Annotated in this window: 12 protein-coding genes; 4 read left to right on the top strand and 8 right to left on the bottom strand. The window is 42.7% G+C overall.

Annotated features, from left to right (window positions below; genetic code table 11):
• Positions 1–58: 58 nt before the first annotated feature.
• Both F6K63_RS07545 and urtE read right to left on the bottom strand, forming a co-directional pair.
• Positions 59–283, bottom strand: coding sequence for a hypothetical protein (locus F6K63_RS07545; RefSeq protein WP_008188586.1), 225 nt, complete (start codon positions 281–283; stop codon positions 59–61).
• Positions 284–454: 171 nt separating this feature from the next.
• On the bottom strand, positions 455–1,156 hold the full coding sequence (urtE, locus tag F6K63_RS07540; protein ID WP_287247768.1) for an urea ABC transporter ATP-binding subunit UrtE: 702 nt from the start codon (positions 1,154–1,156) through the stop codon (positions 455–457).
• A gap of 172 nt (positions 1,157–1,328) precedes the next feature.
• Here urtE and F6K63_RS07535 point away from each other — a divergent pair, with 172 nt between their 5' ends.
• The gene (locus F6K63_RS07535) at positions 1,329–1,478 is read left to right on the top strand and encodes a hypothetical protein (RefSeq protein ID WP_287311489.1); all 150 of its coding nucleotides are present in this window, start codon (positions 1,329–1,331) and stop codon (positions 1,476–1,478) included.
• 20 nt (positions 1,479–1,498) lie between these two features.
• Here F6K63_RS07535 and urtD read toward each other — a convergent pair whose 3' ends face one another.
• From urtD to urtA, 5 genes are all read right to left on the bottom strand, one after another.
• Complete coding sequence (urtD, locus tag F6K63_RS37680; RefSeq protein WP_502708287.1) at positions 1,499–2,635, bottom strand: urea ABC transporter ATP-binding protein UrtD; 1,137 nt, start codon at positions 2,633–2,635, stop codon at positions 1,499–1,501.
• A 303-nt stretch (positions 2,636–2,938) separates the two neighbouring features.
• The gene (gene urtC / locus F6K63_RS07525; protein WP_287311488.1) at positions 2,939–4,105 is read right to left on the bottom strand and encodes an urea ABC transporter permease subunit UrtC; all 1,167 of its coding nucleotides are present in this window, start codon (positions 4,103–4,105) and stop codon (positions 2,939–2,941) included.
• Complete coding sequence (locus tag F6K63_RS07520) at positions 4,089–4,265, bottom strand: hypothetical protein (RefSeq protein WP_287311486.1); 177 nt, start codon at positions 4,263–4,265, stop codon at positions 4,089–4,091. The genes urtC and F6K63_RS07520 overlap by 17 nt, the downstream gene beginning before the upstream one ends.
• A gap of 14 nt (positions 4,266–4,279) precedes the next feature.
• Positions 4,280–5,449: an ABC transporter permease subunit gene (locus F6K63_RS07515; protein WP_071104095.1), complete on the bottom strand. Its 1,170-nt coding sequence runs from the start codon at positions 5,447–5,449 to the stop codon at positions 4,280–4,282.
• A 238-nt stretch (positions 5,450–5,687) separates the two neighbouring features.
• Positions 5,688–6,971, bottom strand: coding sequence for an urea ABC transporter substrate-binding protein (gene urtA / locus F6K63_RS07510; protein ID WP_008188596.1), 1,284 nt, complete (start codon positions 6,969–6,971; stop codon positions 5,688–5,690).
• 515 nt (positions 6,972–7,486) lie between these two features.
• Between urtA and F6K63_RS07505 the strand changes: the two genes are divergently transcribed.
• From F6K63_RS07505 to F6K63_RS07495, 3 genes are all read left to right on the top strand, one after another.
• Positions 7,487–9,250 carry a sensor histidine kinase gene (locus tag F6K63_RS07505; RefSeq protein WP_287311483.1) on the top strand — a complete coding sequence of 588 codons (1,764 nt, stop codon included), beginning with the start codon at positions 7,487–7,489 and terminating at the stop codon, positions 9,248–9,250.
• Positions 9,251–9,647: 397 nt separating this feature from the next.
• Entirely contained in the window at positions 9,648–11,264 is a 1,617-nt protein-coding gene (locus F6K63_RS07500) for an iron uptake porin (RefSeq protein ID WP_287247781.1), read from the top strand.
• Positions 11,265–12,563: 1,299 nt separating this feature from the next.
• Entirely contained in the window at positions 12,564–13,877 is a 1,314-nt protein-coding gene (locus F6K63_RS07495) for a TMEM143 family protein (RefSeq protein ID WP_287311676.1), read from the top strand.
• Positions 13,878–14,022: 145 nt separating this feature from the next.
• On the opposite strand, the gene F6K63_RS37675 is transcribed toward F6K63_RS07495, so the two are convergent.
• On the bottom strand, positions 14,023–14,157 hold the full coding sequence (locus F6K63_RS37675; RefSeq protein WP_502708286.1) for a QAALIT motif small membrane protein: 135 nt from the start codon (positions 14,155–14,157) through the stop codon (positions 14,023–14,025).
• Positions 14,158–14,267: the final 110 nt, after the last annotated feature.

Here is a 14,267-nt window from a genome sequence, read left to right as displayed (position 1 = left end):
CTGAGAACAAAATGTTGGTATCAACTATAACTGGTTGGTTTTGTCCAATCACAATTTACTACTTATCAAGTTTAGATTTAACCAATGACCAAACCGTAGAGTCAATCTCATCAGCTAATTCAGCCGCCACCTCTTCTGTGAGTTGACTGCGCTGGCTGATTGACTTGAGTTCAAGATAGTTGAGGAGTTGGGTCAGTTGCTGATAATCAATTGCTGTCTTATCAATCTTGATGATGATCGTTTGGTCATCAACACTAAGATTGTAATAAGGATTGTTAGACATAAGTTATAATCCAATACAGTAGTATTGTAGTATATTCTATATAATATCTATAGCGTTTATTGCATTTATGAGGTACGCTTATCAAGCTCAAAGTCCCCCTTGTTAAGGGGGATTTAGGGGGATCCCTTTGTACCTCATGGCAAATATAATTGCTATTATATCTATAAGGTTTCAAACCGCTAAGAATTGCTGAATCACATCCTGACTCAGTTCACTAGTCGCCCCGGATGCCACAATGCCACCCTTCTGCATGGCATAGTAGCGGTCAGCTTGTCGGACAAAATGTAGATGCTGCTCGACCAAGAGCACAGAAATTCCAGTAGTTTTAATAATCCGCCGCACAGCCGCTTCAATTTCCAAAATAATCGACGGTTGAATCCCTTCGGTAGGTTCGTCTAACACTAATAACTGAGGACGTCCCATTAATGCCCGTGCGATCGCTAATTGTTGCTGTTGTCCACCACTCAAGTCACCACCCATCCGGGACAACATTGATTTTAAGACCGGAAACAGCTCAAAGATACTGTCTAGGATGTCATCTTCAGCCTTTCTACCCCCTCGACGTGCTTCTAAACCCAGCAACAAATTCTCTTTCACCGTTACCCGAGGGATAATCTCCCGCCCTTGGGGCACATAGCCAATCCCTAATCTGGCTCGTTTATCCGTCGATAGTTTGGTCAGCGGTTGACCAGCAAAGGTAATGGTGCCAGTGCGGGGTTTGAGTAATCCCATAATCGTTTTGAGTAGAGTAGTTTTGCCCACACCATTCCGTCCAATCAGGCAAACCATTTGTCCTGCTGGTACATTCAAATCTACATTTCTGAGAATGTGGCTTTCACCGTAGTAGACATTTAAATTGGAAATTTGCAGCATAAGAGTTTTTTAGAATTTAGAATTTAGAATTTAGAATTTAGAATTTAGAATTTAGAATTTAGAATTTAGAATTTAGAATTTAGAATTTAGAATTTAGAATCGGAAATCGGGAATCGGGAATCGGGAATCGGGAATCGCAAAAATACCGATATATTGGATTAACTCTTGCCTATTGCCTATTACCTATTGCCTATTGCCTATTGCCTATTGCCTATTACCTATTACCTATTACCTATTACCTATTACCTATTACCTATTACCTATTACCTATTACCTATTACCTATTACCTATTACCTATTGCTAGCATGCCTCTTGCCTTAAATGCTATAACACTTTACCCTTTACCCTTCTCCTACTTCTGCTTCCAAGCTTTTTACCACTTCTGCTGGCAGATCCAACAGCTTCACCAAGTTTTGGTAAGCCGCTGCTTCAGCATCGTTAATCTTTGGTTCGCTAGGTGTACGGGAACTTGATTTAATCACTTCATAAGCCAGCTTCACGATTAGTTTTCGTTCTTCAATAGTTTCTATTTCAGTAGTCAACTCTTCGATGGAAACATTAAGTGCTAAATAATTCTGTAACTCTTGTTGCAATTGTTGCTTTTGTTCTGCATCTGTAGCAAACACTTCGCTAAAGCGAGATATCATCACATCAATTTCTTCTGGTGCCATATTACCATCAGACCAAGCCATAGCAGACACAATCCGTAGCATTTTCATTTGCTCCGCTGTAATCGATGGCTTTTGTCCTAAATACACTTCAATCACCCGGGGGTCATTTTGGACTTGATCCATTGTGCCTTCACACAACACTGAACCCTGATGTAACACGGTTACTTGACGAGCAATCTGGCGCACGAATTCCATATCGTGTTCAATCACAATAATGGAATGACTCTTGGCTAGAGCTAACAGCAAATCTCCGACATTTTCTGTCTCTTCATCCGTTAAACCAGCCACCGGTTCATCTACTAGTAATAAATCCGGAGACTGAGCCACTAACATCCCAATTTCTAACCGCTGTTTTTCTCCATGGGAGAGTAACTCCGCCAGTAAATTCGCTTTTTCCACTAAACCAATGGTGTGCAGCAAACCTGCTACTGTCCGTTTTTCCCCGGGTAATGTACGTCCAAACAGGGTGGAAAACACATTCTTATCACGATTGCAGGCTAAATCTAAGTTTTCTCGAACCGTTAGATTTAGGTAGACTCGTGGTGTCTGAAATTTTCGACCAATGCCGAAGCGAGAGATTTGGTGTTCCGATAAGCCTCGCAAATCCTCTCCCTTAAACAACACCCGTCCCTCCGTTGGCTGTACTTTCCCAGTCACCACATCCAGAAACGTAGTTTTCCCAGCACCATTAGGACCAATCATCACTCGCAATTCCCCAGCATCCATACTAAAGTTAAACTGGTTAATTGCTTTGAAGCCGTCAAAACTTACGGTTAAGTTATCAATTTCAAGAATTTTAGAGTTCATTTGTAGTTTGCTAATGGTTAATGACTTTAGAAGTTGTAAGCTATCAGCTATCAGCTATCAGCTATCAGCTATCAGCTATCAGCATATGCTTAGATGGGCTTTTCCCCAGACTTTCAATATCTCATGAATCTCGTATAAAATTCTCTCGTTTGCGTATCGGCGCACGCTACGCTGGGTTTATTTTAAGCTGTTCGCGTAGCGTGAGCTTTTAGCTCACGGCTGACAGCTGACAGCTGACGGCTGAATGCTCCCTGCTCCCTACTCCCTTGCTGTAATAACCATGCAATTTAAATCAAGACCAGCTTAACGACCAATCTCTTCTTTTTCCCGTTGGACTACTGGGTCTTTTTCTAGGCTGGGGTAAGTTGTTATCACTGGTTTTTCGGTACCAAAAAGCGATCGCATTTGTTCAATTCCCTCGTCTCGCAACCAGCCGACAATACCATTAGGCAGTACTGTCACTACAATTAGGAACAGCGCACCCTGGAAAAATAGCCAAACTTCGGGAAATTGCTCACTCAACAAGGTTTGACCTAGTCGGACTAATAAAGTACCCAGAATTGCTCCGACTAGAGTTCCTCGTCCTCCCACAGCCACCCAAATCACCATCTCAATGGAAAACGCTACTTCCATATAGCTGGGGGTAACAATCCCTGATTGTACCGTATAAAGGGCTCCAGCAATGCCAGCGATTCCCCCAGAAACCGCAAATACCAGGACTTTGAATCCGGTAGGATCGTAGCCAGAGAAACGCACCCGATTCTCATCATCCCGTATGGCAATTAACAACCGACCAAAGCGTCCACTGGTTAACCAACGGCACAATAAGTAGATCAGAACCACACACAGGATAGTAATTTCGTAGAAAGCTAACTGAGCTTGTTTGGAACTTACTAACATCCCAAACAGGGTTTCTGTATCAGTTTTTAACCCATTAGTACCATTAATTAGCTTTTGCTGTCCATTGAAAAAATTGAATAAAACCAGCAGTGCGGCTTGGGTCAAAATCGAGAAATAAACCCCTTTAATCCGGTTACGAAATACCAGATAACCCAGCAATCCGGCCACGATACTGGGAATTAAAACAATAGCAATTAGGGTGAAAGGAAACGAATAAAATGGCTGCCAGAAAAATGGCAGTTCTTTTACCCCATAGAGGGTAAAGAATTCCGGTATTTCTCCTTCTGGTAGTTGCAGTTTGAGGTGCATAGCAAAGGCATAGCCCCCCAAAGCAAAAAATATACCATGTCCTAGACTCAGCAGTCCGGTATACCCCCAAATCAGGTCAATCCCTATCGCGACAATAGATAATGACAAAAAACGCCCCAACAGCTTGAGGCGAAAATCCGGCAAAATTGCTGGCATTAATAACGCGAAAACTAGAGCAATTGCTACGATTGCTACTATTTCTATAATTAACTTTCGTCGCCGCTGCTTTTTAATGGCTAGTGTTCTAGATACATAGGTCATAATTTCTGAAAATAGCAACTATAGCAGTTCTCAATTTGGTGAGGTACTTTAGCAAAGGGAGCAGGGAACAGGGAGTCGGGAGTAGGGAATCGGGAGTAGGGAATCGGGAGTAGGGAATCGGGAATAGGGAATCGGGGGAATAAAATTGACTGTACCTCATAAATGTTGAAAACGCTATAATTCTGCCGTGCGTCCTTTTTGTGGGAATATTCCTGAAGGTCTCACTTGTAAAAAGGTAATAATTAAAGCGAAAACCATAACTTTTGCCATACTGGTGGTCGCAAAGAAGGTAAAGAAGTCCGTTACCGGTTTAAGGAACTCTACTGGCATCAACATAAAGGCTATGCTTCCCGAACCAATAATATAGGTAAGTGTACCAATTGCTAGGGCGGCTATTATGCTTCCCAGTAAGTTTCCGACACCGCCAACCACTACCACCATAAAGGTATCGACGATATAATTTTGACCAGTATTGGGACCGACAGAACCTAGTAATGTAATCGCACAACCTGCTACACCAGCTAAACCAGAACCTAGGGCAAATGTTAACGCATCTACCGTTTGTGTTGGGATACCTAAGCAAGCACTCATACTGCGATTTTGGGTAACAGCTCGAATCCGTAATCCCCAACTGGAGCGATTTAAGAACCAGTAGGTTCCCAATAGACAAATAATCGTCAAAATAATGATAAAGATCCGGGCATAGGGCAATTGGAAGTTACCAATCGGAAATCCCCCTTGAAGCCATGCTGGTGCAGTCACGTCTACATTTCTGGCACTAAACCAAGGTCGAGTAATTGCCCGTTGACCCGTTTGTCCTAACAACACCCCAGTTACGATCGCAATTCCTAGAGATAAGAATACCATCAAAGCGATCGCCCAATTGCGAATTCTCTGCCAATCTAAACGACGGCTTAGAACCCACCTTGACCCAAAAAACAGCAGGCAAAATACCGCAATCCCAATCACCAATACCCAATTTACACTGCGGACAAACTGTCGCAATATCAAACTTACCCCCCAAGTAGCGAGAAGGGTTTCCAAGGGTCGCCCATATAGATAACGAATGACCCCCCTCTCTAATACCAGTCCTACCAACGCTGCCACCAGAAAAGCCATGGGCAGGGCAAATAAGATATAGACATTAAACAATGAATCGCCCAAAAAGGCTTTAAACGTATTTTGGACAACATACGTTGTATAAGCGCCCAACATCATTAACTCGCCGTGAGCGAGATTAATCACGCCCATCAGTCCAAAGACAACAGCTAGTCCTAGGGCAGCAATCAGTAGCACTGAGCCAATACTAATCCCGTTAAAAATTCCTTCTAAAAGTGGCAGCACAATTGAATTAAATATGAATTATGAAGGATGAACTATGAAGGATGAACTATGAAGGATGAATTATGAAGGGATAAAACTACTTTAGTTTTATCTTTTTGAAGTTTACAGTAAGCACTCAATACTCAACTAACAAAACTCAATTTTAAATGCCTTAAGGCGCGCTTTCCAATGGCCGGGGAACCCGGCCTTGGGTCGCGCCTGTAGTTTACTTCATAGGTCATAATTCATCCTTGATCACTTATGCTTTCTCCTTTTTGTACTTCCCTCCCTTATTGGGATCGCTCCAGTCACACCCATACCCTTTCGTTTCTGCTACATATTGATTCCAGGGGATGGGAGGAACGGGTTTAGGTGTGGATGAGACAATTTTGAACTGACCATCGGCTTGGATTTCACCAATGCGCACTGTCTTAGAAATGTGATGATTTGGATACATCTCTACTGCTCCTTCTGGTGCGCCAAATTTTTGACCGATAGCAGCTTTGCGCACAGGCTCTAGGTCAGTAGTTCCAGCTTGCTCTACCGCCTGCTTCCATAGGTAAACCATAATGTAAGCCGCTTCCATGGGGTCGTTGGTTACCCGGTCTTCGCCATACTCGGCTTTGAAGGCTTCCACAAACTGCTTATTGTCGAGGCTATCAACAGATTGGAAGTAGTTCCAGGCGGCGTAGTGACCAATTAGAAATTCTGGACCAATCTGCCGGACTTCCTCTTCTGCAATACTCACCGACATCGTGGGATATTTGTCTGGAGTGAGTCCAGCACCTTTGAGTTGTTTGAAGAAGGCGACGTTACTATCCCCGTTGAGACTGTTGAAGATTACGCCACCATTTGGTAGTGCAGCTTTAATCTTAGAAATGATCGGGGTAACTTCTGTATTACCAAGGGGAAGGTAATCCTCGCCCACGGTCTCTCCACCCAGGGCTTTGAGTTGCTCCTTAATAATCGTGTTAGCGGTACGAGGGAAAACATAGTCCGAGCCCACTAAGAAAAACTTTTTGCCCTTGTTTTTCAGCAACCAATCTACCGCTGGCTCAATCTGCTGATTTGGTGCAGCACCTGTGTAGAAAATATTCTTGGAACACTCCTGCCCTTCGTACTGCACAGGATACCAAAGCATATGGTCTTTGGATTCAAACACTGGTAGCACAGCCTTACGGCTAGCCGATGTCCAGCAACCAAAAATAGTAACAACTTGATCCTTATCAATCAGTTTGGCAGCTTTCTCAGCAAAGGTTGGCCAGTCAGACGCACCATCCTCAACAATAGGCACAATTTTCTTGCCTAATACCCCCCCGGCTTCATTAATCTCCTTGATGGCAAGCTTTTCAGCTTCCACCACAGTGGTCTCACTAATTGCCATAGTACCGGTCAGGGAGTGGAGAATACCCACTTTGATCGTGTCTTCACCACTAGCATCTGAACTCTCGGTGGCTGTGGAGCAAGCCTTCAACAGAAGACTAGTTCCCAATGCCGCTGAGCTATAAAGCAGAAATTTACGTCGTCCTAATCCACTTACCATACTTTCGTACAATCCTCTACCAAATTTAGGCGTAGCCTCATTGAAAAAATTGCGAAGCTAGGGTGTGATATTAGACCTAGGATTGCAAGTAAACTGTTAATTAGGATACAAAAAAGCTAAACTTTCGATCAGTTCATGAAAAATTGACATTTTTTAACATTTTTTAACATTTTTTTGAATCAGATCTACCCATGCTGAGCACTATCTATTCACATTCTGTTAATGAACTCTTTACAGCCTGGATAAGCAAAACCTCCTTTACAAAAGCAAGAGAGAGCAGGCGAAGCCAGGACCGGTTACTATGGTTCAATAACCTCGAAAAAAGCCTATTTTTGCCTAAAAATATAATATTGCCGCCATTAGGCATCATCTATTCAAGCTTTATTGCTCAACTTCTAAACTTACGGTTGTCTTGTAACCTATTGTCTTGTAACTCAGTGTACAGATTGACCATAAGGTTGATGTATTAATAAACACTAACGACTCATGCGCTAACATTTGGCGAGATTTAAGCTTTGTCAGGGGAGGATTTCCAAGGATGTCACACTGGATGTCACCCGAACTCAGGGGCATCCAGAATCAACTGGATCAATCAATTCCTAGCCAGTGCGAGCATTCGGCAGAAAGTTTTTGTTGGCTATGCACTCTCCATTGGTTTGGCCATTTTGGGAACAACGACTGGATTAGGGATTGGCCAGCATTACCAAAAGTCAGCACTAGCTGAACTCACTCGTGCCCAAAAACAAGAACATCTGCTGAAGAATTTACAAATCGCGATTTTAGACCTACGTTCCTATCCCTACTTAGGTGCGCTTTCCGTGATGGCGAGCAATCCCTCGCCATCACGGGTCGCACCTCCTGTTGCTGTGCCCTTGGAAGACCTACAGCCGCTTCAAGAGAAAATTGACCAAGCTCAGCAACTGCTGTTGGAAGCGCAACGGTTTGTCAGAGAGTTTGATACCTGTTCTAAAACAAATACCAATCATTTACTGGATTTACTCAAGACCTACAGGATAATTATTGATTCCTACAACACTCTCATTCAATCCCTGTTGCCGGAAAGCGCACCTGATGATCAGCTTAAACTTGCCCAAAGGCAACTGTTGCCACAGAACAATCCTGAATTAACCACTGCCCTAGAACGCTTTTTTGAGCAGTCAGACCAGCTGATTAGAGCAGCTCAAGTCAAACAGCAGCAAGGGTTGAGCGCCCTTAACCGTGCTGATCAGTTGTGCTTTGGGATCATTGTCAGCAGTATGATCGCCTCAGTTGCGATCGCAATCCTATTAGCTATTCATACCAGTAATGCGATCGCACAGCGAATCAAAAGCCTGACTGAGATCACCGAACAGGTCAAACAGGAGTCTAACTTTACCCTGCAAGCACCAGTCACGACCCGAGATGAAGTGGGTGTGTTAGCCACTTCTCTCAATCAGCTGATTCACGGTATGGCTGACTACACCCAGGAACTCCAGCAAACGGAAATCCAGCTGATTCAAAACGAAAAAATGTCCAGTTTGGGTACTATGGTTGCTGGTATTGCCCATGAAATGAACAATCCGATTAACTTTATCTACGGCAATCTGTTCTTTGCCAGCGATTATATTGAGGATTTACTCTCTCTGGTGGAACTCTATCAGCAGTATTATCCCAACCCTGACCCAGAGATTAAAAATCGGCTCGAAGAGATTGATCTGGAATTTTTGGCCCAAGACTTGCCTAAAATCATCGCTTCCATGAAAGGCGGAGCTGAGCGCATTCGTGAAATTGTGCTTTCGATGAGGAATTTTTCCCGATTGGATGAAGCCGAGATCAAACCGGTTAACATCCATGAAGGAATTGACAATACCCTCGTTCTGCTCAGCAACCGCCTCAAGCCAGGGATTGAGGTGATCAAGCAGTATGGGGATTTACCTGTGGTGGATTGCTACCCAGCTCAACTGAATCAGGTATTTTTGAGTATCTTGGAAAATGCCCTTGATGCTATAGATTACAAGAGTGTCGAATCTTGTCTATCCCCAGTCTTCACCATTCGGATTCAAACCGAGCTAGTTGACCAAAACTGGGTAGTTATCCGAATCGCTGACAATGGCCCTGGGATTGCCGCAGCCATTAAAGACCGGATATTTGACCCATTTTTCACTACCAAAGACCCAGGCCAGGGAACTGGCTTGGGACTCGCCATTACCTACCAAATTATTACCCAGCATCGAGGAAAAATTGAGGTGGCTTCAGAACCAGGTCAGGGAGCCGAGTTTGTCATTAGTTTGCCAAGATAAAATCTGAAAACCTCAGGTGCGATTGACCCATTAAGAATTAAATTCGCCACAGGTCGCACCTTCTGCGACAAGGGTTAAGTAAAGGTAAGCTATCAGCTATCAGCCGTCAGCAGTCAGCTAATCAACGGTCGTAAACAAGCATCGGGGGTGCTGGTGGCACAGGCTAGAAGCCTGTGGCGTAGCGCATTAGCTGATAGCTGATAGCTGACCGCTGAATGCTTACAAGTAAAGAATTCCTATTACTTATAGGGTTTCGTGCGCAGTTGAGCCTAAGTCCTGACAGCGTACCATCAACAGTCAACTATATAAGTAATATTTTGTATCAAGGACTACAAACACCTGGTCAGAGGTTTGTTACTTTCATCCATTAGACTGATGACAGGTGTGAGTGAGAACAATGAATAAACAATTACGCGCGATGTTACTGATGAGTCCATTGATGTTGGTATCCCAATGGGCAGCATCCAAGGTCGCGATCGCACAAGAGGTTTCACCAAACCTTGACCCAGTAAACCTGGGGCAAATGCCTGCACAATCAAAGCAGGTGTCAGTTGATAAACTGATCAAACAGAGTAAACAAGAGTCAGCTTCCATGGGTCAAGTCACCAGTGTTTCCCAACTGCGTGATGTATCTCCTGGAGACTGGGCTTATGAAGCGCTACGGAGTTTGGTAGAGCGCTACGGTTGTATTGCAGGATATCCCAATCGCACCTTTCGCGGGAATCGCGCAACAACCCGGTATGAATTTGCCGCTGGTTTAAATGCTTGCTTGAACCAGATTGAGCGTTTAATTGCTGCGTCTACCGCCGATTTTATCACTCGTGAGGACTTAGAAACCCTGCAACGGCTGATTCAGGAGTTTGAATCAGAATTGGCTACTCTCGGTGCACGAGTGGATAACTTAGAAGGACGGGTGGCATTTTTAGAAGACCATCAGTTTTCTACCACCACCAAGCTAGAAGGGGAAGTGGTCTTCTCTATTGCCAACGCCTTTGGTGAAGACAGTGACAACCAAGTCGTGTTCCAAGACCGGGTACGTTTAGCGTTTGTCTCCAGCTTCACCGGTAAAGATGCCCTCTACACCCGTCTGGATGCCGGTAATGCAGCTACCTTTGATGGCACAGACCAAGGTGCCTTTACTTACAGCTTTGACAGCGGCAACGACCTGGGTATTGGTTGGCTAGCCTACTACTTCCCGATTGGGGATAATATTGATGTCTATCTGCCAGCTGCCTTTCCCCTTTGGCAAGATTTTGTCCCCACCATCAGCCCCTACCTGGATGACTTCACTGGCGCTAGCGGTGTTCTTTCCAGCTATGCTGAATCGAGCCCCATCTATAAAATTGGTTTAGGCGCAGGTGGTGGACTAGGCATCAACTTTAGCCTCGCCGATGCCGTAGTATTGAGTGCAGGTTACTTTGGTGGCAATTCCTTTGACCCCTCTGAAGGTCAGGGTTTATTCAACGGTGAGTTTTCTGCCTTAGGTCAGCTGACATTTTCCCCTAGCGACAGCTTTCAGTTAGCCTTCACTTACGTTCGTGCCTACTTCAATGACTTTGATGATGGCAACGCTATCTTTGATACGGGTGTTGGAACTGAAAACGCCAGGGCACCCTTTGGTGATGGAGGAGATGTCACAGCAAACACTAACTCCTACGGCGTAGAAGCCTCTTTTCAATTCTCTCCCAATTTAGTAATTAATGCCTATGGCGGCTACACCGATGCTGAACAAGCTTCTGGTGGCAACGGTGATGCTGAGATTTGGTACTACGGTCTAGGACTGGCATTACCAGACTTTGGCAAAGAAGGTAACTTACTTGGTATAGTTGCCGGTTCTGAGCCTTATGTTGGTGGTGATGATGATACCGCCATTCATGTTGAAGGCTTCTACAAGTATCAGGTAAATGATAATATCTCGATTACTCCCGGATTAATCTGGATTGCTGCTCCCTTTGGAGACAGTGATAACGAGGATGTCGTGATTGGTGCTCTTAGAACTACTTTCAAATTCTAAGACCTGATCCCAAGTCCGGTTAATCACTTATAATACTGTAGAACCCATGGCTTTTCATGACTTGAAAATTGAAAATTGAAAATTGTTAACTTTCAAGTCACGAAAAGCCAAAAATTATAAGAAGTTAACCGGGCTCGGTATTAGCAAATTATTAGTAATATCATGTCCGCTTGAATACTTATACTAGGGGCGAAAGCAAGGCATTTGGCATTTGGCACCCACCCCTAACCCCTCCCAGGAGGGGAATGGCAGAAGTAAAGGAGTAAGGTTTCAAGGGATAAAGTTTTTTATAACTAATTATCCGAACCTGATATAAGCATATGCTAATAGCTAATAACTGAGAGCTGATAGCTGATAGCTGATAGCTTACAATTATTGAGACGTCTTAAGATTTTTTTCAGTTTGTTTAAACTTGTTTAAGCCGCTTCAGCTAGCTAAAGATTGTCGCTATCGCGTGGATGAAATCGATTACTACTCCAGTCCCTCAGATATGTGGATAGCATTGCCAGTAATGATTTAGAAATTGCTGTCAATGCTTGATCTTATCGAATTATTTATTGTTAATTTGCTTGAATTATTGTAACTAATAAGGTAGTGAGCGCTCACTGTCTCAGGAATTGCGATCAGAAATTGCGATCGCTTCTTTGTCCTCTATGCATAATCTTGGTCATTTGTCAATCAATACCGGGTATTAAGCTTTTTTAAGATTTTTGTTCTTGCTGTTTAAGCTGGTTACCCTTGGTTCTACTATAAATTAATAACTTAAATCCAGATCGACCTTTCCCCCTCATCCCCACTAAGCCGACTTGGCTAGTGTAGTCATACCTGATTATGGTTAGGGGGAAAGGGTAAGTTTGTAGCAACATGATCACAATAAAAAAACCGAGCCAGCAATTAATGTTGGTTCAACTTAACAAAAATAAACAAATTAATTATATCAATTCTGAAATAACTTCCCAATCTAAAAGTTGGAAACAGCTTAGGTGGTTAGATAATAACCTAACCCAGACTAACCTGGTCTGGCGGTTGTGGGTTATTTTGATGATAGTAGTTACTCATCATTTAAGCAATCCTAGACAATTCCAATCCTAAGGCTGAACAACTTTTCGGAAGCTTCTAGCTTAGACCATTGATTGATTAGAAAAAAATTTTAATTTTAGTCCTGGTGAGTTGTTAGCTTTCCAGGATTGGCTGGTAACTCAATAACTATAGCTCCAGTCAATTTGTTCGTTAACCGGTGCTCATTCTCTAACCAACATAATTTTAACGTGAACTATACAGCAATTTAGTGGGACAATGATGGCTATATATCAAGACCGGGAAGCCTTTATCCCTTACCGTCGAACCGATTTGATCGAACTTTGTCTTGAAGATGGAAAACTTGACCCTACCAACTCCCAGAAGTTTCGGGATTTTTGCGAAATTCTGTCAGCCTATTATCATTTTAACTTCCATGAAACCCTGGAGAATTTAAAGGATAACTTTGCTCCCTTTAATCCTGATGCTGACACCAAGTCGATCAAGGAACTGACTCCAGATCAGAAGAGTGAGAGGGAAACTAAATTGATATCGACCTTGACAACTCTCCTGAAAAGTGCAAATTACTTTTCCTTACCTAAAAATATCCTGGAACAGGCTGTGTCAGAACACTCATTGATTGAACTAAAGACTGAGATAGATTTTGATGACTTTGAGGAACTAGTTTGCTATGGTAGAGGAGACAAATCTAAAATTTATTTTTTGAACAAACTTTTAAAACCAACTGAACAAAACATTGAAATCTATGAACGAGTAGTTTTATTGATTAAATTCAAAGATAAATCTTATTTTGAATCAAAAAAATCTAAAAAACTGGAAAATCTAAACTTTATTCCTGGTAAAATGTATGTTTATCTCTATGGCAATATTCCCAAATTTGATCTAGAATTCTTATTTCCAAATGTTAAAATAGGAATGACCTGGAAAGACCGCCTATTATTTGGTTTACCTGCCATTGGAGCTGCCATTCCTCTTCTGGTCAAAGTTCTACCCCAACTTATCTTTATCCTGGGAATAATTTTGTTCGCTATGGGAGTGGAAAGCTTCAGAATTGACCAGGAAAAATCCCATGATATTATGGCTGTACTGCTCACTACTTTATCTGTGGTGATCGCCTTCGGCGGATTTGCATTTAAACAGTACACAAGTTATCAAAATAAGCAGATTAAATTTCAAAAAAGTGTTACCGAGACCCTTTTCTTCAAAAATTTGGCCATTAATGCTGGTGTGTTTAAGTCTTTGATTGATGACGCTGAAGAAGAAGAATGTAAGGAGATTATTCTAGTTTATTATCATTTATTAACTAGTAAAAAGCTACTTAACCCTAAAGAGTTGGATAACCACATTGAAGCATGGATGGATGATAAATTTGACACCAAAATTGACTTTGATATCAATAATTGCCTGCGTAACCTCGAAGAAATAGAGGGCAAAATTGTAAAGGATAACCTAGAACAAGGGAGTAGATGTCCAATCCCTCTGCTGACCTATGATCACCAAGGTCGTTGTCAAGTCTTACCCCTACAGGAGGCTAAAACCTTGATCGATTATGTTTGGGATAATGCATTTGGTTAACCATCTTTAGTCTCCTCTAAGATTCATGGTTCATAGTTCATAGCAACAGTACTAATCAAAACTAATGAACCATGGACAATTAACTATGGATAATTAACCAGCCCACAACCCCCAGAAAAATCGGTTTGGAACACCAACCGATGGTCTAGCTCAAGACATAGACAAGTTTCACGTCTGAGGGTGACAAATTGGCAGGCTGCTGAGTGTCTGGTTGTGTGAGGTTTGCAATTAGGTGAAGCAATAAAGTGAGCATGGCGGCTTGAATTAGTCTTTGGAACATGAGTGTTCTCCTGAATCCCGATGGGCTGGCAGTGATTTTTCTCTGTTGAATATCTACAGAATATCTACACATTCCCAATCTACGACTCCGGTAAAAAACTTGTCAGGTAT

This window comes from Moorena sp. SIO1G6, from assembly GCF_010672795.1.
In the GTDB taxonomy this organism is placed as follows: domain Bacteria; phylum Cyanobacteriota; class Cyanobacteriia; order Cyanobacteriales; family Coleofasciculaceae; genus Moorena; species Moorena producens.
The sequence above is the reverse complement of the archived record's forward strand: the minus strand, read 5'-3'. Positions and strand labels throughout refer to the sequence as shown.